Raw genomic sequence first — 20,732 nt, 5'->3', positions numbered from 1 at the left:
GCGCCGCCTGAGCAGCTCCCGATGCCAGCGCAAGTCTCGGGGCAGAGCAGCAGCAGAAGGTGCCGCAGTCTGTCTTTGGGCAGGTGGTGCAGAAGCAAGGCGCGAGCGTTCTCATGATTTGGTCTTGATGAGGTCGAGTGCGTGATCGGGATGGGACCGGTAGTAGTCGACAGCGGCGGCCAGGTTGTCCCAGCCGATCGAGCGGGCCAAGGCGATGGCGAGGTTGCGGAAGCCGGCCATCGCTCTGGGGGCGGTGCCCGTGTGGATGCGATTGGCGTCCTCGGCGAACGTGACGTCTCTGACGTGGTGATGCGCCTCGATCCCCCAGTGCCCTCGAACGATCTTCGCCAGCCGTGCTGGGGTGGCCTGGGCCGCGGTGAGGTCGGTGAGGGCGCAGACGCGCTCCAGGGTGACCTTGCCGGTCTGCAGGTCGCGGCGGCGTCGCACGGTCTACAGGGCCTGCACGGCGTGCGGGAAGGCCAGCCGCTTGGGCACGGTGGCGGCCTTGAGGCGGCGGATCTCATCGCGTCCGTGCGCGCGGTCGGGTGCGGTACCCGAGCGGGATGTCGGCCCAGCGCAGTTCGCGCAGGAACGCCGCGAGCTTTGGATGATTGTCCTTGATCAGCGCGACGTAGTGGGCGTTCTTCGTCTCGACGAGGTAGCGGGCGTGCTCGTGCTGAGAGTGCAGGGCGTCGAAGGTGACGGTGCGGCCAGCCAGGTCGAGGTCGGCCAGCAGCGGCTTGAAGGTGGTGATCTCGCCGCTCTTGTCGGCGACTTGGCGTTGGTTCAAGGTCAGCCTGCCGTTGTGGGTGATCACGGACACGAGGTGGATCGCGCGCTGTTCGGCGGTACGTGAGCCGCGCAGGGCCTTGCCGTCCAGGGCCACGGCCTCGCCGGGGTCGGCAAGGTGGGCGAGCCAGGGGCCGACGGCGGTGTCGAGGGTGTCGCCGTCCAGGCGGGCCAGCAGGCGGCCGAGGGTGCCGGCGCGAGGCGCGGCCCGTAGTCCGAGGCGTTCGTGCAGGTGGGGTGGGAGTTCGGCGGCATGTCGGGCGATCGCGGCGAGGGTGCGGGCACCGGCGAGTACGGCCAGGGTGCACAGCGCGAGCATCGGGCCGAGACGGTAGCGGCGGCCCTGGCTGCGCCGGGGATCGGGCAGGCCGTCCAGGACCTCGGCGAGGTCGACCGCCTGGCCGAGGTCGGCGGGGTCGAGGGAGGCGACCGCATCGTGGGCGCGGTGGCGCTCGAGCGCGGTGATCGAGGATGATGGCATCGGAAGCGGTTGTTGTTGATGAGGCGTCAGACACCTTGATCATCAACGACCGCTTCCGCCGTTCTCCGACCGGCCCCCAAGCGCAACGTGAGGCAACCTGGCACGTATCAACGTTTCTTCGGGCGGACACACGCGAACATGAAAAAGCCCGTCTGTCCGCTCATCTCGCCAGCCGAGAACGCTCGCGCCCTGATCACCCAGCAAGCCCAACTCGCCCACCTGACCGACGAGACCGACTCGACGGAACCTCCACCAGTGCGGACGTGCCACATGACCAGGCCGGATGATTTGTCGGCACCAACAATGTCCAGCACGTCCTGACCGCACTGGCCTGCAACCTCACCCGCGTCGCCGACTGGATCGCCGAGGCGACGACCAGCCACCGCCGATCAACACGCTTCCACTCCCTCTGCACCATCGCCGCATAACTCCAGAAGATCACCAACAGAGTCACGGCGTTGTTTCTATCCCCGGCGCAGGCTCGCCAGGAAGCGCCAGAGCGCGGAGCGGGGCCGTTCCGGCTGCGCGGGCTCGGCCTCAGCGGAGGGTGCGGGTTCCGGATCCGAGGTAGGCGCGGGGGCCGGTGCCGCTGGTGTGGGTACGGCTGCCCCCGCAGCCGGGCGCCGCGGGGCCTGCCACTCCCGTATCTGGAACCGGACCAGCAGGGACTTCAGGCCGCGTACGTACGCCGATGAGCGCCAGGGCAACTCATCGACGGGCACGTCGAGTTCGAAGTCGCACCGGTCGAACAGCGTGCGCACCGCCGTGGAGACGATCATGTCGGCGAGGTCCCGGCCAGGGCACTGATGCGGGCCGGCGCCGAAGGCGAGATGGGCACGCGAACTCACCGCCCTCTCGTAGCTTCCGGAGGTCGCGAACATGGGGTCGTGGTGCGCGGCGGCGATCGAGGGCATGACCGCATCGCCCGCAGCCAGCCGGAAACCTCCCAACTCGGTGTCGGCCGCGGGGAAGCGGGACGAGAGATTGGTCCACGGAGGCGAGGCGATGTGTACGCGGTTGACCAGTTCCTCGGCGGGCCCGGCCATCAGACTGGATTTCCCCGCCTCCCCGGCCACCACCTCCAGCAGGCTGTTCGCGATGGTGTAGCTGGTCATCTCCGACATGATGACGAGGACCGCGTAGAGCTCCAGGCCCACCTGCTCCACACTCAACAAGGGGTCGGCGGCGAGCATTCGGCTGGCCAGATCGTCGCCGGGGTGCTGCTTCTTGTGCGCGGCCAGCTCGGTCGTCGCGGCCAGCAGCCGTCCCACGGCCGCGGCGGCGTCCGGATCGACGTCCAGAATGCGCCACGCGTCCATGAAGACGTCGTCCCCCTGCTCGGCCGGGAAGCCGAACAGCCTGTTGATCACCATCAGCGTCAGTGGCCGCGCGAAGTGCGCGTTGAGGTCCACCACCCCGCTGTCATTGCCGTCCGTGAAGAACGTGATCAGCTCATCGGCGTGCCGGGCAACGGTGTTCGCCAGATCCCAGGACTGGGGCGCGAACGTGTCCTGGAACGGGGCGAGGGCCGCGTCCAGGATGGCGCGCGTGGCCTTGCGCTGCTCGTCGTCCTGCATCAGCTGGAAACTGATCATGTAGTTGGGCAGTTGCGGCCAGTCGGACGGCACTCGGCCTTCGCGCAGCCACCGCCAGTGCTTGGGGTCCTTCTTCCACAGGGTCTCGTCGCGCAGAACCTCCCGCACCTCGCGGTAGCCGAGCACCATCCAGACTGGGACCCCGTAGAGATCGACGGGCGCCACCGGCCCGTACCGGCTCCGCAGGCGCGAGTAGACGGCCGCGGGCCGGGTCTCGAACTCCCGTGTCATCAGCGGCTCAACCGCCAGAGACTCCAGGTCCGAAGGGGCGAATGCCATGTCTTGATGTCCTTAGTACGACAGCGATGTCAAATCCGGCCAGGCCGCGAGATCCGGGTGGGGACGCCCCACGGCACCCTGATGCGCGGCACGGAGCACGAGAGGCCCGCTACGGCGCAGTCAGAGTAGCGCCCCGGAGCCGACCCTGAACAGGGCGAACGGGTCCGCGAAACCCCCGCCTCCTCGTCCGCCGTGCGCCCTGCGGCATGCGAACTGACCCTGGTTTACCCGTGGTTCGCAGCTCAGGGCACCGCGCGATTTCCGCCACCGCCCGTACCCCGGGGCGCGGCGTCGGCCTCCGCGTGGATTCCGAACCGGCAGGATGAGGTCCGGGGGCGGTGGCTTGCCCAAGACCGGAGGGGATCATAGTCAGGGCGCCACACGACATGGGAATCGACCGGCATTCGTCGCAGTCCGACGAATCAGCGGGCTACCTCGACTTCGCCCGGTACGGTCCTGAAGGATGTCTTTATTACAAGACCGGGGATTGAAGGTCTGTCGATGCTGGTCAAGGTGACAGTGGTGGTCACGGTTGTCTTGTGTTCGACCTTGCGGGTGCCGATAAATCTTCCACGCAGGTCGGGAGCCTGATCACGGATCTTCGGTTCTCCTCGACATTCGCCCAAGTGCCTTCACCCGCAAAGGGCCGGGGCGGCATCATGGTCTGTCGTGCTGCTGCGCCTGGCCTACCTCGCCGCGACCAACGCCCTGGCGTTCCCACGCCTCCTGCCGATGAGCGACAGAGACAAGGACATCGAGATCCTCGTACTCCGGCACCAACTGCTGGTCCTACAGCGTCAGATTGGCAAGCCGACCCTCACCGACAGCGACCGTGCCACCCTCGCCGGCCTGCTCCACCACCTCCCCAAAGACAGACTGCGGCACCTTCTGCTGCTGGTCCGCCCCGACACGGTGTTGCGCTGGCATCGCGACCTGCTCAAGCGGCGCCATGCCGCATCCTGCGTACCCAGGCGACGCGGACGCCCACGCACCATCCGATCGATACGCGCCCTGGTCCTGCGCCTGGCCAGGGAGAATCTCAATGATCGTGTCAAGCCGACTGCGTGACCGGCGGGGCGGAGGTGAAGAACCTCTTGTCACGCAGCATTGCCCACAAAACGTCGATCCGGCGGCGGGCGAGCGAGAGCAGGGCCTGGGTGTGCAGCAGGCCCTCCGATCGCTTCTTGAGGTAGTAGTCGCGCGATGGTCCGGGCCGCATCATTGCGGTCTGCGCCGACATGTAGAAGATGTGCCGCAACCGCCGGTTGTAGCGCTTGGGCCGGTGGTAGTTGCCGGTCCGGCGGCCGGAGTCCCGGGCCACCGGAGCCAGGCCGGCATGGGAGGCGAGCCGACAGGCGTCACGGTAGCCGGACAGGTCGCCGACGATGGCGACGAACTCGGCGCCCAGGATCGGGCCCATGCCAGGCATCGATTCGATGATCTCGGCGCGGTCGTCGGTGCGGAAGGTCTCGCGGATCTCTCGGTCGGTGTCCTTGATCCGCTCGTCCAGGGCCAGGAGCTGGTGGGCGAGATCGCAGACCAGCTTGGCGGCCCTCTTCTCGCCGGGCAGAGCGGTCATCTGCGTCTTGGCTGCCTCGACGGCCTTGGCGGCGACTTCGGTGGCACCGCGGACCTTGCGGCGTTCCAGCCAGGTCGTCAGCCGCTTGACGCCGATCCGCCGGAGGGCAGCTGGTGTCTGGTACTCGGTCAGCATGACGACCGGTCCCTTGGCCACGGAGTAGTCGAAAGCCCGCTCCAGGGCGGGGCAGATGCCCACGAGCAGGTCGCGGAGTCGGTTGATCAGCCGGACCCGGTCGGCGATCAGGTCGGCCCGGTGGTTCGTCAGCAGCTGGAGCGTGGAGACCAGCTCCGGCGGGGTGTCCAGCGGGGCGAAGTCCCTGCGCATACGGGCCTGGTCGGCGATGACGCGGGCGTCCCGGGCATCGGTCTTGCCCTCGCCCTTGTAGGCGCCGGACATGCGGTTGACCGTCCGGCCTGGCACGTAGACGACCTTCTGGCCATGGGCGATCAGCAGGGCAAGGAGCAGCGTGGAGGCCCGGCCGGAGATGTCCACGGCCCACCGCACCTCGTCGGCCCGTTCACCGGCGGCCTCGATGACAGTGAGAATCTGGGCCTCGTCGTTGATCACCTTCGTCGAGAACAGCGTCTCGCCGCCGGCGTCGAGGGCCACCGCCCAGTGATGTCCCTTGCCGGCATCGATGCCGACCCATATTCGCTCCTGCCGCGTGCTCAAGTCCGTCGCTCCGTTCCACCGTGACCAGCACTTCCATGGCCCGGAGAACACTCCGCCGACAGGTCCCTAACCAGCGATGACCGCAGTTCTCAATCAGTGGTCGGAGCGTCCCGGAGGACCGGGCGGCCATTCTCCTTGAGCCATAAACGGCAACACCTCATCAGCCACGCCCGTTCCTCCTGGACCGCCAACATTCTTAGGGAACACCTCATGGGGATACCGACGGATCCACGGCGAACTCACAGCGCTGGGAATCAAGATCGCCGCCTCCACGGTCTGGGAGTCTCAATGGCCGTTGAGTGCTGGAGTCGTACGATGGGATGGTGGGGAGTCAGCTACCGTGCGACTGCCGTGCGATCGGGCGCGTTCACACCAGGAGCGAAGGGAGCCCCGTCGGGGCAGGGTGACCAAATGGGTCCCTTGCCCCGACGGAGCTCGGTCGGCCGGGCGGCGGGTTACTGGCGCCCGGCAGAGACCGGTGCCATGTGCGGTGCTCCCCTGCTCAGCCGAAGTTCACGTCGCTGCACCACATGTAGGCCTGGTCGAGGTGCGAGGCCTGCCAGATCACGAACAGGATGTGGTGTCCGGTGTAGCCGGAGGTGCTGACGTTGAACGTGTAGTCCGTCGCCGGGCCGAAGCGGCCGGTCTGCGTGATGAAGTCGAGGTTGCCCCAGCCCAGGGTCTGGGTCTTGGGGTCGAAGCCCTGCTTGCTCACGTAGGCCGTGAAGTAGTCGGCACCGTGGGACGCCTGGTCGTGCACGTGGACCGAGAAGTTGTTGCCGACGGTGGTCGTCTTCCACTGCCCGGGCTTGTTCAGACTGGCGTTCCTCGAGAGGTTGTTGCTGCAGAGCGTCCCGTTGGGGGTCTGCGACTGGAACTGGCCACCGAGGCCGTCGCGGAGCGCGCTCATCCAGTTCCACATGGTGTCGGGGTTGGCCTGGAAGGCCTGCCAACACATGGGGTCTTCGGTCTGCATGGCCGGGTTCATGTGGTCGTTACCCCACCTTTCCCAGCAGTGGTACGCGCGGGAGGCGGGGCCGACGACAGAGCCGTGAGCCTGGGCGGGGGCCGACCAGGTCAGTGCGCCGACAACAACGGCGAACAGCATGGCGAGCGCTTGGAGAGGCCGGCGGAGGGCCGACCGGGAACGCCCGGTTAATGGGCTCTGTTTGCGCATGTGGGGGAACTCCTTCCAGTTGAAAGGCACCATGGGAGCGCTCCCAACCTACGACTTCTGAGTGAAATGTCAATGAAACAAACGGAGTTGAGTACAGGGGTGGGCGGCGATCAGGGAATCTGCCGTGAGCCGGGAGTCACGGGAGGCTTCGGCGACTTCGGTGGCACGACAGTCAGAACCCTTCCCGAAACCGGAAAGCGAGGGTGCGGCCTGCCTGCGTTCCGCGTAATTCGGAGCTCAGAGAGCCACGACACTGCGGGTGCCGATGAATCATCCACGCAGATTGGGAGCCTGATCACGGATCTTCGGTTCTCCTCGACATTCGCCCAAGTGTCTTCACCTGCGCAGGGACCCGGCGGCATCATGATCTGTCGTACGGCTGCGTCTGGCCTACCTCGCCGCGGCCAACGCCCTGGCGTTCCTACGCCTCCTGCCGATGAACGACAGAGACAAGGACGTCGAGATCCTGGTACTCCGGCACCAACTGCTGCTCCTGCAGCGTCAGGTTGGCAAGCCCACCTTCGCCGACAGTGATCGCGCTGTCCTCGCCGGCCTGCTCCACCACCTCCCCAAAGACAGACTGCGGCACCTTCTACTGCTGGTCCGGCCCGACACGGTGTTGCGCTGGCATCGTGAACTGCTCAGGCGGCGCCATGCCGCGACCTGCGTATCCAGACGACGCGGACACCCACGCACCATCCAGTCGATCCGCGCCCTGGTCCTGCGCCTGGCCAGGAAGAAAGCCTCGTGGGGATATCGCCGGATCCACGGCGAACTCGCAGCCCTGGGGATCAAGGTCGCCGCCTCAACGGTCTGGGAAATCCTCCGCCAGCACGGCATCCCACCCGCACCCGAACGGCAGAGCACCACCTGAGCCGACTTCCTCCGCAGCCAGGCCAAGGCTCTTCTCGCCTGCGATCTCTTCGAAGTCCGCACGCTGCCCGGAGCGCGCCTGTACGTCTTCGCTGTCATCGAGCATGCCACCAGGCGCATCCGGATCCTCGGCGCCACCACACACCCCTGAAGGGTGTCAATATTCCGATCAGGCTGCTGAGCTGGGCGTTTCCTGTGGGTGATGAGGCGGTCGGGGTGGCGTGACGTGGTACTCGTTGAGCAGTCCGCCGAGTACCTGCTTGCGCCTGACCGTGGCGGCGGGCAGGAGGATGATGTCCGGGTCGTCGTCTGGAGCACGTAGGTCGAGGCTGCGGTGAGCTCGTCCGGAGTTGTAGTACTCGGTGTACCTGGTCAGGACCGTACGTAGGTGTCCTTCGCCGATGATGAGGAGGCGGTCGGTGCATTCTGCACGGGCTGTACGTATCCATCGTTCGGCGAACGCGTTGGACCGTGGGCTTTGCGGCGGAGTCGGGATGACGGCAGTCCCGTTGCCGCCGAAGACGGCGTCAGATGCGGCAATGAACTTGCTGTTCCGGTCCCGTATGAGGAACCGGAAGCACTCGGCCCTGTCGCCGAGATCCATGAGCAGATTGCGGGCGAGTTGAGTGACCCATGCGCCGGTCGGGTGGGCGGTGACGCCCAGGACGTGAACGCGCCGGGTGGCAATCTCCATGACGAAGAAGACGTAGAGACGTTTGAGGAAGACGGTCTCCACGTGCATGAAGTCACAGGCGAGCAGCGTATGGGCCTGGGCGCGGAGGAACGAGCGCCAGGTCTGCTGGGATGCGCGCTGCGGTGCGGGCGGTAGACCGGAGCGGCGCAGGACACGTCGGATCGTGGCGGCGGCAACCCTATGGCCGAGCCGTCGGAGCTCACCCTGGATTCTGACATACCCCCAGGTCGGGTTCTCTCGCGCCAGGCGCTGGATGAGCGCCGCAATCTCTTCTGCCAGCGGTGGCCGACCCGGTCCGACCGCTGTCTGACGCCACTTCCAGCACACCAGACGGCGGTGCCAGGCCAGCAGCGTCCCCGGGGTGACCAGCCGATGACGGCGTAAGACGGGTGGCAGCTGGCGGGCGAGAGCGGAGAGCACGGCACGATCAGCCCATGACAGCCGCGGGCGCTCGATCTGCCGACGAAGCACGGCGACCTCATGGCGAAGCGCGAGGATCTCGGCGTTGTTCGCGGCGGTCGAACGGCCCAGCAAGAGGAGGCAGCCCAAGAGTCGGCAGAAGATCAAGTAGAGCAGTCGCAGACCCACGATCACTGATCATGCCCATACTTGGCCGATCGCAAAGCCCCAAGTCAACCACCGTACGCCAATAAAGACACCCTTCAGGATCCTCGAGGGCGAGGCCGGCGGGTTCAACGGCGACCCGCACCAAACCGTGGCCGATTACCTCTCCGCTTGGCTGGAGACGAAGGCGTACGTGCTCAAGCCGACCACGCTGGCCCGCTATCGCGACTACGTCACCGGCGACCTGATCCCCGCCCTGGGCGCGCTCAAGCTTGACGAGCTCGGCCACCGCCACACCGCTGGATTCGTTCACACCCAGCTCGCCGCAGGCCGCGGCCAAGTGACCGTCCACCGGTGCCTGGCCACCCTCTCCAGCGCCCTGGGCGACGCTGTCCCCCAGCACCGCCTCACCCACAACCCCGCACGCCCCGCCGTCCTGCCCCGACCACCCACCGCCGAGCGACGCATTTGGACAGCCGAGGAAGCAACCCGCTTCCTGCGCTACTGCCACCACACCGACCCACTCATCGCAGATGTGTGCGAACTCCTGATCGGCACCGGCATTCGCAAAGGGGAAGCACTCGCCCTCCACTGGCACGACGTGCACCTCAACGAAGGGGTGCTCTACGTCCGTTACACCCTCTCAGCCATCAACAACGCCCGCCTGGTCATCACCTCGCCCAAGACCCGCAGCAGCAAGAACTGGGTCGCCATCTCCCCGCGCGTGGCAGCCGCGCTCACACGCCGCGCAGCCGAGGCCCCGGATTCAGCTCTGTTTGACCGCTCCTCGTATCCCTTCACCGGGCTGGTCTTCTGCCGACCCGACGGAGGCCCACTGCGACCTCAGACCGTCCTGGACCGCTTCCGCCGCCGCGCCGAGGAAGCAGGCGTCCCCCGCATCACCCTGCACGACCTGCGACACCTCGCCGCCACCCTCTCCATCACCGCGGGCATCCCACTCACCGTCGTCTCCAAAACCCTGCGGCACTCCACCCTCTCCACCACCGCGAACCTCTACAGCCACCTCACCCACCAAGCCGCCCACGACGCCGTAGACGCCATCGACACCGCACTCGCCCAAGCCGACCCCACCGCCGACCGCCAGCCCCACTGGCCCGCCTGGCTGCGACCACGCCGCGACCACCCGAACGGACACCGGATACGCCTCACGCTGCCCTACTCCACCACCCCGGCCGCCAGTTCACCCAATGCCTCCACACCCCAAGGCGTGCGTGCGACCACCATGCGACCACCACGCCGCACAACACGAAGAAGGCCGCTTTCCCATCTCTGGAAAAACGGCCTCCGACCTGCGAAAACGCTGGTCGGGACGACAGGATTTGAACCTGCGACCCCTTGACCCCCATCGCGCGCCACCACGGGATCATCCAGCCCTCGCCGATGCGGGGCTCCAATGCTGGGCGGACAAGGCGTATCAAGGTGCCGACGGACCCGTCCGGGTTCCGTTTCGGGGCCGTCGGCTCAAGCGGTGGAAGCGACGGCACAACACCACCCACGCCAAGATCCGCTGCGTCGGCGAGCAGGCCATGGCCACCCTCAAGGGCTGGCGCCTCCTGCGGAAACTCCGCTGCAGCACCAACCGGGTCACCGACGTGGTCAAGGCCGTACTCGTCCTTCACCACGCAACAACGTGAGGTTGGAAAGGGCTCAGTGCCGACAGCCCGTAAAACATTGTTCCGATAAGGGAGTTGACATCCATCACGAGATCATGATGGCGGACGGCTACCCGGCGTCACCACCGACTACGAGCCAGAGCCGATCGTTTTACAGACCCGGCCACGGGCTCCGGCATGCCCGCCGGCCTTGCGCCGCGCCGGGCTGACGCTTCGTTCAGCGGCGCGTGCTGAAGGCCGCGTCGAATGCGGCGGACGGGGGCTGGATGGCGGTGAGGGCGCGGACCCGTGCCAGTGCGTCGGGGGCGCCGATGAGGCGGTCCATGCCGGCATCCTCCCATTCCACGGAGATGGGGCCGGTGTAGTCGATGGAGTTCAGGATCCGGACGCAGCCCTCGAAGTCGATGTCGCCGTGGCCGAGGGAGACGAAGTCCCAGCCGCGTCGGGGGTCGGCCCAGGGGAGGTGGGAGCCGAGGCGGCCGTTGCGGCCGTTGAGGTGTTTCTTCGCGTCCTTGAAGTCGACGTGGTAGACGCGGTCACGGAAGTCCCAGGCGAAGCCGAGGTAGTCCAGGTCCTGCCAGAGGAAGTGGCTGGGGTCGAAGTTGAGCCCGAAGGCGAGGCGGTGGCCGATGGCCTCCAGGGCGCGCTGGGTGGTCCAGTAGTCGTAGGCGATCTCGCTGGGGTGCACTTCGTGGGCGAAGCGCACTCCTTCGGCGTCGAAGACGTCGAGGATGGGGTTCCAGCGGTCGGCGAAGTCCTGGTAGCCGCGTTCGATCGTCTCGGCGGGCACGGGCGGGAACATCGCTACGGTGTGCCAGATGGATGATCCGGTGAAGCCGGTGACGACGTCGGCGCCCAGGGCGGCGGCGACGCGTGCGGTGTCCTTGAGCTCGGCGGCGGCGCGCTGTCGTACGCCTTCGGGGTCGCCGTCGGCCCAGATCCGGGTGGGCAGGATGGCCCGGTGGCGTTCGTCGATGTGGTCGCAGACGGCCTGGCCAGTGAGATGGTTGGAGATGGCGAAGACGCGCAGGCCGTGCTGGTCGAGCAGGGTGCGCTTGGCGGGCAGGTAGTCCGGCTCGGCCAGGGCCCGGGCGACATCCAGGTGATCGCCGGAACAGGCGATCTCCAGCCCGTCGTAACCCCACCCGGCGGCGAGTTCGCAGACCTCGACGAAGGGCAGGTCGGCCCACTGGCCGGTGAACAGGGTGACGGGACGTGATGACATGAACGGTTCCTTGCCTATGGGGCTCTGTCGGGCTCTATCGGGGGATACGCGTGTACCGGCTCTCGTCGGCGGCGCTGGCCTCCACGGCGGCGATCACCCGCTGCACCCGCAACCCCTCCTCGAACCCCGGAGCGGGGTCGGTGCCGTCGCTGATCGCCGTCAGCAGGTCCAGCGCCTGGTGCGTGAAGGCGTGCTCGTAGCCCAGGCCGTGGCCGGGCGGCCACCAGCCCTCCAGGTAGGGGTGTCCGGGCTCGGTCGCGAGGATACGGCGGAATCCGGCGGTGTTCCCGGGATCCTGGGCGGCGTCGTGGAAGGAGAGTTCGTTCATCGACTCGAAGTCGAAGGCCAGGCTGCCGAGCGAGCCGTTGACCTCGATACGGAGGGCGTTCTTGCGGCCGGTGGCGTACCGGGTGGCCTCGTACGTCGCCAGCGTGCCGCCCGTGAAGCGGGCGGTGAAGACCGCCGCGTCGTCGACGGTGACCCGGCCGGTGCGCCCAGGGCTGTCGGTGAGCGGGCGGTCCTGGACGAAGGTGGCGGTCTGTGCGGAGACCCCGTCGATGGTGTCGTCGAGCAGGTACTGGCTGAGGTCGATGATGTGCGAGCCGATGTCGCCGAGGGCGCCGGCGCCCGCCCGTTTGCGCTCCAGCCGCCAGCTGAACGGTGCGCCGGGGTCGTACAGCCAGTCCTGGAGATAGGCGGCGCGTACGTGCCGGATGTCGCCGAGACGGCCGTCGGCGATGAGCTGCCGGGCGAGGGCGAGAGCGGGGACACGGCGGTAGGTGAAGCCGGCCATGGCGCGGATCCCGTGTGCACGGGCCCGGCGGGCGGCGTCGGCCATGGCCTGGGCTTCGGCGACGGTGTTGGCCAGGGGCTTCTCACAGAGCACGTGCTTGCCGGCCTCCAGCGCGGCGACCGCTATGTCGGCGTGGCTGTCGCCAGGCGTGCAGATGTCGACGATGTGCACGTCGTCGCGTCGCAGTACGGACTTCCAGTCGTCGGTGGAGTCCTGCCAGCCGAGCCGCCCGGCGGCCTGCGCGGCGGCGTCGGCGCGGCGTCCGGCGAGCACTGTCATGGCCACTCGCGCCGGGAGGTCGTAGACGTGGCCGACCGTGCGCCAGGCCTGGGAGTGCACGGCTCCCATGAATGAGTGGCCGATCAGCGCGACGCCGAGGTGTTGCATGAGAGGTTCCTTCTGTAGTGTCCGGCTGTCGTGTCTGGAGAGTGGGGCGTCAGACGCGGTCGCTGCGCTCGATGCCTGGAACCTGGCGTCGGCGCCGCAGCGGCACCGTGGCTCATCCCTTGACCGAGCCTCCCAGCACGCCCCGCACGAAGAAGCGCTGGAAGAAGACGAAGACCAGCACCGGTACGACGACGGCCAGGACCGCGCTCGCGACCAGCAGGTTCTCGCCGGAGCCGGTCGCCTGGACGAGGCCGGCGATCTCCGTGGTGACCGGCTTCAGTTCACTGTTGCCGCCGAGGAAGATCAGTGGGGACAGCAGGTCGTTCCAGGCCCAGAGGAACTGCAGGGTCGCCACGGCGGCCAGCGAGGGCGTCGAGAGCGGCAGCGCGATACGGAAGAAGGTGCGCGTCTCGGAGGCGCCGTCGATCCGGGCGGCCTCGAAGAGTTCCTGCGGCAGCGCCGCGAAGGCGTTGCGCAGGACCATGACGCCGAAGGGGATCGAGAGTCCGACCTGGTAGATCCACACGGCGGGCAGTGTTCCCGACAGCCCCAGGGAGGTGAGCAGGCGCAGCATGGGCGCCAGGGTGACCTGCGGCGGGACGACGAGCAGGGAGACCACGAGGAGGAAGAGCACGTTCCTGCCCCGGAACCGCATCCGGGCGAAGACATAGCCGGCGACGGCGGACAGCAGGACCACCATGAGCGTGGTCGGGACCGCGATCATCGCGCTGGTCAGCATGCTCGTGCCCATGTCGACCGACTGGAACGCCTCGGTGTAGTTGTCGAGCGTGAGGGCGGGGCGGGTGAAGAACGTCCACCACCCGCTCTCGGACATGTCCTGGGTGGTGCGGAACGAGGTCACCACGAGCCCCAGCGCGGGGACCAGCCAGGCCGCGCACATCAGCACGAGCGTGACGTGGGTGGGCAGCGCACCGGGGGTCTTCTTCTTGCGGGGCCGGGACGCGGCGACCCTCGTCGACTTCATCGCCTGTGTCGCCTCGGTGGCCTGCGTCGTTTTCATCGGGCCTCCTCCTCTCGCCGGAGCTGTCGCAGATTCATCATGATGATCGGGCTGGCCAGCACGAACAGGACCACCGAGATGGCGCTCGCCCGGCCGAAGTCCTGGGCGACGAACAGTTCGGAGTAGACCTTGTTCGCGATGACGTCGGTGCCGTAGTTGCCGTTGGTCATCACGTACACCACGTCGAAGATCTTCAGTGCGTAGATGACCTGGGTGGTGCCGACGACCAGGATGGTGGGCCACAGGGTGGGGAGGATCACCCGGAAGATGATCTGCAGTTCCCCCGCGCCGTCGATCCGGGCGGCCTCGACGAGTTCCTCCGGCACCGCCTTCACGGCGGCGGACAGAATGATCGTCGCCAGTCCCACGTGCGCCCAGACCGCGGCGAAGATGAGGGCGAAGTTGCTGGTCGAGGAATCGGTCACCCACGGCTGCGGACTGAGGCCCAGCTTCTCCACGAAGACGTTGACGGTGCCGGTCTGGGCGGTGCCGGGCGGCCGGTACTGGTACATCAGCTGCCAGATGACACCCGTGACCGCGAACGAGACGGCCGTCGGGACGATGAACGCGCCCTTGGCGAAACGCTCGTACCGGACACGGTCGCCGAGGATCGCGGCCATCGTGGCGACGCAGACGGTGAGCACCGGGAAGACGACCAGCCAGAGCACGTTGTTGCGCAGGGCCTTGAGTATCTGGCTGTCCGTGAAGGCCCAGTGGTAGTTGCCGAGGCCGATGAACGACGAACCGTCCGCGTCGAAGAAGCTGGAGTACACGCTGCGTAGGGCCGGGTACACCAGGACGGCGGCGATGAGCAGCAGTGCGGGGGTGAGCCACAGCCACGGTCGCAGGCTGCGGGGGCGAGGCCCGGAAGGGGTGCCTCGCATGGTCAGCTCGCCCAGCGCCATCCAGCCGAACAACGCTACGGGGGCGAGGACCAGCCCTGCCAGCAGTGCTGGCAGGGTGCCGGACATGGACATCGTGTCGCGTCTCCTAGCTCTGGACCTAGCTCGTGGCCCCGGTACGGGTTTTCTCGATACCCGCGAGGATCGAGTTCAGGGAGCCGGGATTCTGGACGTAGGCCACGATCCCCTTGTAGAGGGCCATGACGACGGGGGCGGGCAGTTGGGAGACGGGTGACAGGCTCACGCTGTCGGCGGCCTTGTACTGCGCGGCCGACTTCTTGATCAGTGCGTTGGGGTAGGTGGCGGTGGTGACGTCCTGGTTGGCGACGACCCAGTGGCCGCTATCGGCCAGCAGCGACTGTGCCTCGGACGAGGCGTAGTACTTCATGAACGCGCGTACCTGGGGGGTGTCGTTGAAGGCGTACATCACGTGTCCGCTGACCAGCTGGCTCTTGGCATAGTCCTTGTTCACCGCAGGCCAGCCGAAGAAGTCGAGGTCGGTGACCGGCTTGACCTTGGCGTTGGCGGCGGTGATCAGGCCTCCGGCGTAGTTGCCCCAGCCCAGCATGGAGCACTTCTGCGGGCTGCTGAACATGCCGTTGCCGGCCTCGACGGTCGGGGTGTTCAGCGCGGCGGTGGCGCCGCCCTTGACCATCTTGGAGCTGGTGGCGATCTTGCCGAAGAGCTTGAAGGCGGAGGCGACCTCGGGGGAGGTGAAGGGCAGCTTGCCCTCCGCGAACTGCTTGAGCTTCTCCGGGCCGGACTCGTAGAGGAAGAGGTTGGAGATGAACTGGGCGCCCGAGACGCCGCTGGCGGCACCCGAGGCCAGGCCCATACACCAGGGCGCCGTGTCGCCCGACGACGCGGACTTCGCCCACTTCTGAAGGGCGGCCCAGTCGGCGGGCGCCTTGGGACCCTTGTAGGTCTTGGCGTTGTACCAGATCATGAAGTTGTCGACTTCGTTCCAGATCCCGTACAGCTTGCCGTCGACCGTGGCCGAGCTGAGCAGTGTGGGCGCGAAGTCGGACTTCAGCTTGCTCTGGTCCATGAAGGTGAGCGGAACCAGCTTGCCGGCCTTGGCGTAGGTCGCCAGCGAACCGGCGTTGGGAAGGTTCACCACGTCGGGAGCGTTGCCGGCGTCGACCCGGGTCTGGATCAGGGTGTTGGCGTCGGAGGAACCGGTGTAGTCGATGTCGATTCCGGTGGCATCCTCGAATGGCTTGAGCGTGGACTCGATGACCGCGCCCTCCGCCCCCGCGTTCACGCCGATCAGCGAGAGCTTGCCGCCGATCTTCTTGCCCCCGGCCGCAGTGAGCGCGGCGCTCTCGGCCTTCTGGGTCAGCGACTTCGAGGCGCTGGTCCCCGTGCTGGGTTCCTCGTTGTGGGCACAGCTGCTGAGCAGTGCGGCGGCCACCAGGACGGCGGCCGGCTTGGACGCTCTGACAGCCCAGCTCTTCTTCGTCACGGTTGCTCTCATGAGACTGCCTTCTCTTTCAGCTCCGGCCCTCGGAGGTCGAGGGCGTGGGCCAGCGTGGAGATGTAGCGTCGTGCCTCGGCCATGTCGGACACCGGGTCTGGCACGGGGGCGAGTTCCAGGAGCGTGTCGCCCTGGTAGCCGATGTCGGCCAGCAACCGGGTCCAGCCGAGCCAGTCGACGGCTCCGGCACCGACACGGCGGAAGTACTTGCGGTGGTCGGCGTGGATGGTCTCGTCGATCGGCAGGTGGACGGGTGAGCTGCCGATCGCGTCCTTGAAGTGGGCGAGCAGGAGCCGGTCGCGGTGCCGGTCCACGACATGGACCGGGTCGGCGCCGGACAGCTTGAGATGGCCGGTGTCGGCGCAGAGCCAGACGTACACCGGGTCGGTGAGCAGCATGAAGAGGTCGACGTCGTTGCTCAGGCAGAACATCGAGTGCGCCTCGTTGTGCAGGGCCACGCGTACGCCCTTGAGCAGCGTCCGGTGTCCCAGCCGGTTGAGGACGTCCGCCATCCGGCCCACGGTCGTGCGGTCGACGAAGAACGGGTCCGCGTCGTCCCAGCTGCGCCGCATGGGCAGGCTGACGACCATGATCTCCGCGCCGCAGGTGCGCAGGAAGTCGGCGTACTCGTCGGCCGAGGCCAGGATGCGCGGGATGTCGGTGTCCGGGATCTCTCCGTGGTAGCGGGCCAGGTCGACGAAGAAGCCGCTGACGACGCGTATGCCGCGCGCGGAGAGCGCCTCCGCGAAGGCGCGGGCGGAACCGTAGGCGCGTATCGCGCTGCGCCAGTCACCGGGCGGGAAGGTCAGTTCGATGGAGGTGATTCCGGCGGCCGTCACGGCGTCGAGGACCTTGTTCCAGAAGGTCGGCGGATCCGCGTCCGCCTTCGCGGCGACCTCGGCCGGAGTGCTCACGCCCCAGAACTCGGGGTGGAAGAACGCGACGAGGTCGATGCCGAACGCGCGCTGCTGCTGGGCTGTTGGCGTTGCCATGGGGGGGTGTTCTCCTCCGGTCCGGAAACTGTGCTGTGGGGTAACGGGGGGCGCTGCTACTCGACCGGTGCCGGGCGGGCACAGGTGCTGCGCAGGGCTATGACCGCGTTGTCCCGGCCCGATGCCTCGATGGCGTCGAGGATCTCGAAGACATGCAGACCGAGCTCGGCGCCGACCCGCAGCGGGCCGCCGGCCAGGGCGCCGGCCATGTCCCGTACTCCTCGGCCGCGCAGGAACTGGTCGGGCCCGGGGGCCGCCACCGGGGCGACGACGGGTTCGAGCACCTGCCAGTCGGGGTCCTCGTGGCGCTTGAGGGTGACGTCCCCGTCGTAGTTGAGGGGCCAGGGCAGCGAGAGGGTGCCCTCGGTGCCGTAGATCTCGGCGTGCGGAAGGTGATGGTCCCAGACCTCGAAGCTCATCATCACGGTGCCGAGCACGCCGGAGGCGAAACGCAGGACGGCGGTCGCATGCGTGTCGACGTTCACCGGGACGGTGTCCACGCGGCGCTGCGGCGAGGTGACGACGCGCTGGTCCGCGCCCCTGCGAGTGGCACCGTAGACATGGGTGACCGGGCCGAGGAGGCTGACCAGGCTGCCGATGTAGTACGGGCCGAGGTCGAGGAGCGGACCGCCGCCGGGGCCGAAGAAGGCCGTCGGGTCCGGGTGCCGGGTCTCCACCTTGCTGTGCGGGACGAACACCGTCACAGCGATGGGTTCGCCTATGCGCTTCCCGTCGATCGCGGCGCGGGCGGTCTGCGGTGCGCTCCCCAGGAAGGTGTCGGTGGCGGAGCCGAGCAGCCGGTCGTGCTTGTGGGCGAGGGCGAACAGGTCGAGGGCGTCCTCGACGGTGGTCGCGATCGGCTTCTCCACGTACACGTGCTTGCCGGCGGTGAGTGCCTGGGCCGTGGTCGCCGCGTGGAAGACCGGCGGGGTCAGGTTGACCACGAGATCGACCTCGCTGTCCGCGAGGAGTTCGTCCGGGGAGCCGGAGGCGGGGATGCCGAACTCCTCGGCGGCCTTCCGGGCGCGGTCGGTGTCGATGTCCGCGCACCGGACGATCCGGAGCTCGGGGTAGCGCCTCAGCCCGGGGACATACCGGCCGAGGACATCGCCGCAGCCGAGGATGCCGACACGAATGTCATCGATTTCTGTCACGCCTTCGCCTTCGTTCATCGCGTGGTGTGGGTGATGGGGATGGGGAGAGTGCGGCCAGTCCTGCGGAAGCGGCGGTGACAGCCGGGCCCGCCCGATCCTGCTACTCGGAGGCAGCGCACTTAATTGCTTGGACGCTATAAGGCCGGATACTTAATTGACTAGAGATAGAAGTTAATTCTATATTTGAAGCAAGTGCTCCATGGAAAGCCTCAGCAAGGGAGAATACGGATGGCGAGACCTCGCCCAGCGTCCGAGCGGGACTTCGAAGCCCTGAGTGAGCTGGTCGAGTTGGTGGGTTCGGGAAGAGCCACCAGCCGCGGCGAACTCGCGCGGGCGACCGGTGTCGCCGCCTCGACCATCACCCACCGGGTGGGCCTGCTGGTCGAGCACGGCCTGCTTGCCGAGTCGGGCAACGGCGAGTCGCGCGGCGGACGCCGTCCGGCGCTGCTCAGCCTCAACGCACAGGCCGGCGTCATCCTCTCCGCCGACATCGGGGCCACCCTCAGCCGCTTCGCGGTGACCGACCTGGGCGCGGACGTACTCGCCGAGACCAAGGCAGCCATGGACGTGAACGAGGGCCCGGAACGCCTCCTCGGCCTGGCCGTCGACAGCTTCCGGCAGCTGTTGGCCGGGCTGGGGCGCCCGCCGTCCGACGTCCGGGCAATCGGTGTCGGCGTCCCCGGCCCCGTCGAGCCCGGCAGCGGACGTGTCGTGCGTCCGCAGATGATGGCCGGCTGGGACGGCTGCCTGGTACCTGACCACTTCCGCGACTTCCCCGGCGTGCCCGTGGTCGCGGGCAACGACGCCAACCTCATGGCGCTCGGCGAGTACCGGGCCCGTGGCCGGGCCCACGACCACCTGCTCTTCGTCAAGGTCAGCACCGGCATCGGATGCGGCATCGTCAGCCACGGCACCATCCACTCCGGCACCAACAGTGCCGCCGGTGACATCGGCCATGTACGGCTCGCGGGGTACGACCACGTCCACTGCGCCTGCGGCAACACCGGCTGTGTCATGGCCGTCGCCTCCGGCGGCGCCATCGCCCACGCGCTGCGCGAACAGGGCCTGCCGACCCGCAACAGCTTCGACGTCGCCGAACTGGTCGCCGCCGGGAACATCGAGGCCCGCCAGGCGGTGCGGGCCGCCGCCCGGGAGGTCGGCGAAGTGGTGGCCACCATGGTGAGCTTCTACAACCCGGGGTGCATCGTGCTGGGCGGGATGTTCGCCCTGCTCTCCGAGGACCTGCTGACCGACATCCGCAGCGTCGTCTACGGCAGGGCGCTCTCGCTCGCCACGCACACCTTGCAGATCGAGCTCAGCAGGCTGGGAGAGCGTGCCGGGACGGTCGGCGGCGCTGTCATGGCCTCGCAGTACCTGCTGTCCCCTGCCGGGCTCGGCAACGTGCTGGCGGGAGAGCCATGGGTTCCGTCCCGGCTCGCTCCTTGACCCCCGGCCCGGCCAGGCCCGCCGATCACCTAAGGTCATGACTTCTCGCCGCTAAGATAAAAGGGGAGGTGGCCCAGGTGGCAAGGAAATCATCGGCTGACAGCACAGCGCGGGCGGACGCGGTGCAGTCCATCGTGGACCAGTGGCGCCGGGAGCGCCCCGACCTGGACACCTCCCCGCTCCAGGTCTTCGGGCGGCTGCACCGCGTCTTCCTCCGCTACCAGTCCGGCATCGGTGGCCCGGTCGAGAAGCACGGGCTGTCCCTGGCCGGCTTCGATGTCCTCACCGCCCTGCGTCGTGCGGGCAGCCCGTACCGCCTCACCGCCGGTGAGCTGGCGGCCAGCGGGTTGATCACCTCCGCCGGGGTCACCCTGCGTCTCGACCGGCTTGAGAAGGACGGCCTGATCGCGCGCGAGCGCGACCCGGAGGACCGGCGAGTGGTGTATTCGCGGTTGACCGATGAGGGCCTGAGGCGGATCGACGAACTCTTCGCCGAGCACCTGAGGAACGAGCGGGACATGCTGGGCGGACTGAGCCCGGCGGAGTGCCGTCAGCTGGCGGGGCTGCTGGGCAAGCTGGAGCGTTCACTGGAGGACGCGCAGGGGGCTGCCGTCGCCGAGTGACCGGCCCGGGGTCGACAACGTCCGGATACGATACGCGGCTTCCGCCGTAAGGAGAGCCGTCTCGGCGGCCCTGCCCGCACCCGGCCACCGGACCGCGGCCGGTTCAGTACCGGTGTGCCGTCGGCGACCGGCTCAGGTACCGCCGGACAGCACTGCGGTGCCACTGCCCGTCTGCGGTGGACACGGTGGCCACGCGGTAGCCGGTTGCGCCACCGCCGGCCCTGTCCTCGGGGTCGCCGACGAGAGTCCCGCCCGGCTCGAACGCGGTGGAGGTCGCTGGGGCGGTCGGCGCGACGACACCGCCGCCGCCTGCGAGGAGCGCGGCAGCGACCGTCGCGTCGGAGAAAGGCGCGAACGCCCGCCGTTCAGGCC

17 protein-coding genes and 3 pseudogenes are annotated in these 20,732 nt (G+C 68.0%); 6 read left to right on the top strand and 14 right to left on the bottom strand.

Features of this window, described 5'->3' with window-relative positions:
• Positions 1–111: 111 nt before the first annotated feature.
• The 3 genes from ACFXB5_RS43630 to ACFXB5_RS43620 form a co-directional block, all read right to left on the bottom strand.
• Complete coding sequence (locus ACFXB5_RS43630; RefSeq protein WP_385219254.1) at positions 112–447, bottom strand: hypothetical protein; 336 nt, start codon at positions 445–447, stop codon at positions 112–114.
• Positions 448–520: 73 nt separating this feature from the next.
• Complete coding sequence (locus tag ACFXB5_RS43625; protein WP_385219253.1) at positions 521–1,270, bottom strand: ISAs1 family transposase; 750 nt, start codon at positions 1,268–1,270, stop codon at positions 521–523.
• 464 nt (positions 1,271–1,734) lie between these two features.
• Positions 1,735–3,144, bottom strand: a complete 1,410-nt coding sequence (locus ACFXB5_RS43620) for a cytochrome P450 (RefSeq protein ID WP_385219252.1) — start codon at positions 3,142–3,144, stop codon at positions 1,735–1,737.
• Between the two features lie 669 nt (positions 3,145–3,813).
• On the opposite strand from ACFXB5_RS43620, the pseudogene ACFXB5_RS43615 reads away from it, so the two are divergent.
• A pseudogene (locus ACFXB5_RS43615) lies at positions 3,814–4,182 on the top strand (integrase); the annotation flags it as partial.
• Between the two features lie 13 nt (positions 4,183–4,195).
• Here ACFXB5_RS43615 and ACFXB5_RS43610 read toward each other — a convergent pair.
• On the bottom strand, positions 4,196–5,398 hold the full coding sequence (locus tag ACFXB5_RS43610) for an IS110 family transposase (RefSeq protein ID WP_385219250.1): 1,203 nt from the start codon (positions 5,396–5,398) through the stop codon (positions 4,196–4,198).
• Positions 5,399–5,900: 502 nt separating this feature from the next.
• Positions 5,901–6,506 carry a lytic polysaccharide monooxygenase gene (locus ACFXB5_RS43605; RefSeq protein ID WP_037952771.1) on the bottom strand — a complete coding sequence of 202 codons (606 nt, stop codon included), beginning with the start codon at positions 6,504–6,506 and terminating at the stop codon, positions 5,901–5,903.
• Positions 6,507–7,011: 505 nt separating this feature from the next.
• Here ACFXB5_RS43605 and ACFXB5_RS43600 point away from each other — a divergent pair.
• Positions 7,012–7,596 (top strand): annotated as a pseudogene (locus ACFXB5_RS43600) (integrase); the annotation flags it as partial.
• A 21-nt stretch (positions 7,597–7,617) separates the two neighbouring features.
• Here the strand turns inward: ACFXB5_RS43600 and ACFXB5_RS43595 are convergent.
• Positions 7,618–8,730 (bottom strand): integrase core domain-containing protein, encoded by a 1,113-nt coding sequence (locus tag ACFXB5_RS43595; protein WP_385219249.1) that lies wholly within the window; start codon positions 8,728–8,730, stop codon positions 7,618–7,620.
• 127 nt (positions 8,731–8,857) lie between these two features.
• On the opposite strand from ACFXB5_RS43595, the gene ACFXB5_RS43590 reads away from it, so the two are divergent.
• Together ACFXB5_RS43590 and ACFXB5_RS43585 are read left to right on the top strand one after the other, a co-directional pair.
• A complete protein-coding gene (locus ACFXB5_RS43590; RefSeq protein ID WP_385219248.1) occupies positions 8,858–10,066 on the top strand; it encodes a tyrosine-type recombinase/integrase in 1,209 nt (402 codons plus the stop codon).
• 8 nt (positions 10,067–10,074) lie between these two features.
• Positions 10,075–10,361: pseudogene (locus ACFXB5_RS43585) on the top strand (transposase family protein); the annotation flags it as partial.
• A 196-nt stretch (positions 10,362–10,557) separates the two neighbouring features.
• Here ACFXB5_RS43585 and ACFXB5_RS43580 read toward each other — a convergent pair.
• The 7 genes from ACFXB5_RS43580 to ACFXB5_RS43550 all read right to left on the bottom strand — a co-directional run bounded on the left by ACFXB5_RS43580 (position 10,558) and on the right by ACFXB5_RS43550 (position 18,291).
• Positions 10,558–11,565: a sugar phosphate isomerase/epimerase family protein gene (locus ACFXB5_RS43580; protein WP_385219246.1), complete on the bottom strand. Its 1,008-nt coding sequence runs from the start codon at positions 11,563–11,565 to the stop codon at positions 10,558–10,560.
• A 34-nt stretch (positions 11,566–11,599) separates the two neighbouring features.
• Complete coding sequence (locus ACFXB5_RS43575; protein ID WP_385219244.1) at positions 11,600–12,745, bottom strand: Gfo/Idh/MocA family protein; 1,146 nt, start codon at positions 12,743–12,745, stop codon at positions 11,600–11,602.
• A gap of 112 nt (positions 12,746–12,857) precedes the next feature.
• Positions 12,858–13,766: a carbohydrate ABC transporter permease gene (locus ACFXB5_RS43570; protein WP_385219242.1), complete on the bottom strand. Its 909-nt coding sequence runs from the start codon at positions 13,764–13,766 to the stop codon at positions 12,858–12,860.
• On the bottom strand, positions 13,763–14,743 hold the full coding sequence (locus ACFXB5_RS43565; protein ID WP_385219240.1) for a carbohydrate ABC transporter permease: 981 nt from the start codon (positions 14,741–14,743) through the stop codon (positions 13,763–13,765). Before ACFXB5_RS43565 ends, ACFXB5_RS43570 begins: the two co-directional genes overlap by 4 nt.
• Before the next feature lie 25 nt (positions 14,744–14,768).
• The gene (locus ACFXB5_RS43560) at positions 14,769–16,145 is read right to left on the bottom strand and encodes an ABC transporter substrate-binding protein (protein ID WP_385219239.1); all 1,377 of its coding nucleotides are present in this window, start codon (positions 16,143–16,145) and stop codon (positions 14,769–14,771) included.
• Positions 16,142–17,137, bottom strand: a complete 996-nt coding sequence (locus ACFXB5_RS43555; protein ID WP_385219237.1) for a sugar phosphate isomerase/epimerase family protein — start codon at positions 17,135–17,137, stop codon at positions 16,142–16,144. The genes ACFXB5_RS43560 and ACFXB5_RS43555 overlap by 4 nt, the downstream gene beginning before the upstream one ends.
• A 56-nt stretch (positions 17,138–17,193) precedes the next feature.
• The gene (locus ACFXB5_RS43550; protein WP_385219236.1) at positions 17,194–18,291 is read right to left on the bottom strand and encodes a Gfo/Idh/MocA family protein; all 1,098 of its coding nucleotides are present in this window, start codon (positions 18,289–18,291) and stop codon (positions 17,194–17,196) included.
• Positions 18,292–18,519: 228 nt separating this feature from the next.
• Between ACFXB5_RS43550 and ACFXB5_RS43545 the strand changes: the two genes are divergently transcribed.
• Entirely contained in the window at positions 18,520–19,737 is a 1,218-nt protein-coding gene (locus ACFXB5_RS43545; RefSeq protein WP_385219234.1) for an ROK family protein, read from the top strand.
• A 77-nt stretch (positions 19,738–19,814) separates the two neighbouring features.
• Positions 19,815–20,360, top strand: a complete 546-nt coding sequence (locus ACFXB5_RS43540) for a MarR family winged helix-turn-helix transcriptional regulator (protein WP_385219232.1) — start codon at positions 19,815–19,817, stop codon at positions 20,358–20,360.
• A gap of 103 nt (positions 20,361–20,463) precedes the next feature.
• On the opposite strand, the gene ACFXB5_RS43535 is transcribed toward ACFXB5_RS43540, so the two are convergent.
• Positions 20,464–20,732, bottom strand: a 269-nt coding sequence (locus ACFXB5_RS43535) for a hypothetical protein (RefSeq protein ID WP_385219231.1), incomplete at its 5' end; no start/stop codon positions are given.

The sequence above is a fragment of the Streptomyces sp. NPDC059455 genome (genome assembly GCF_042750115.1).
Taxonomy (GTDB): Bacteria; Actinomycetota; Actinomycetes; order Streptomycetales; family Streptomycetaceae; genus Streptomyces; species Streptomyces endocoffeicus.
This window is presented reverse-complemented; position numbering and strand designations above follow the sequence as displayed.

What these genes read in the sequence shown, in the direction of transcription:
- ACFXB5_RS43625 (WP_385219253.1), bottom strand. Translation starts at nt 1,270, where the DNA reads ATGCCATCATCCTCGATCACCGCGCTCGAGCGCCACCGCGCCCACGAT.
- ACFXB5_RS43620 (WP_385219252.1), bottom strand. Translation starts at nt 3,144, where the DNA reads ATGGCATTCGCCCCTTCGGACCTGGAGTCTCTGGCGGTTGAGCCGCTG.
- ACFXB5_RS43605 (WP_037952771.1), bottom strand. Translation starts at nt 6,506, where the DNA reads ATGCTGTTCGCCGTTGTTGTCGGCGCACTGACCTGGTCGGCCCCCGCC.
- ACFXB5_RS43580 (WP_385219246.1), bottom strand. Translation starts at nt 11,565, where the DNA reads ATGTCATCACGTCCCGTCACCCTGTTCACCGGCCAGTGGGCCGACCTG.
- ACFXB5_RS43575 (WP_385219244.1), bottom strand. Translation starts at nt 12,745, where the DNA reads ATGCAACACCTCGGCGTCGCGCTGATCGGCCACTCATTCATGGGAGCC.
- ACFXB5_RS43570 (WP_385219242.1), bottom strand. Translation starts at nt 13,766, where the DNA reads ATGAAAACGACGCAGGCCACCGAGGCGACACAGGCGATGAAGTCGACG.
- ACFXB5_RS43565 (WP_385219240.1), bottom strand. Translation starts at nt 14,743, where the DNA reads ATGTCCATGTCCGGCACCCTGCCAGCACTGCTGGCAGGGCTGGTCCTC.
- ACFXB5_RS43560 (WP_385219239.1), bottom strand. Translation starts at nt 16,145, where the DNA reads ATGAGAGCAACCGTGACGAAGAAGAGCTGGGCTGTCAGAGCGTCCAAG.
- ACFXB5_RS43555 (WP_385219237.1), bottom strand. Translation starts at nt 17,137, where the DNA reads ATGGCAACGCCAACAGCCCAGCAGCAGCGCGCGTTCGGCATCGACCTC.
- ACFXB5_RS43545 (WP_385219234.1), top strand. Translation starts at nt 18,520, where the DNA reads ATGGCGAGACCTCGCCCAGCGTCCGAGCGGGACTTCGAAGCCCTGAGT.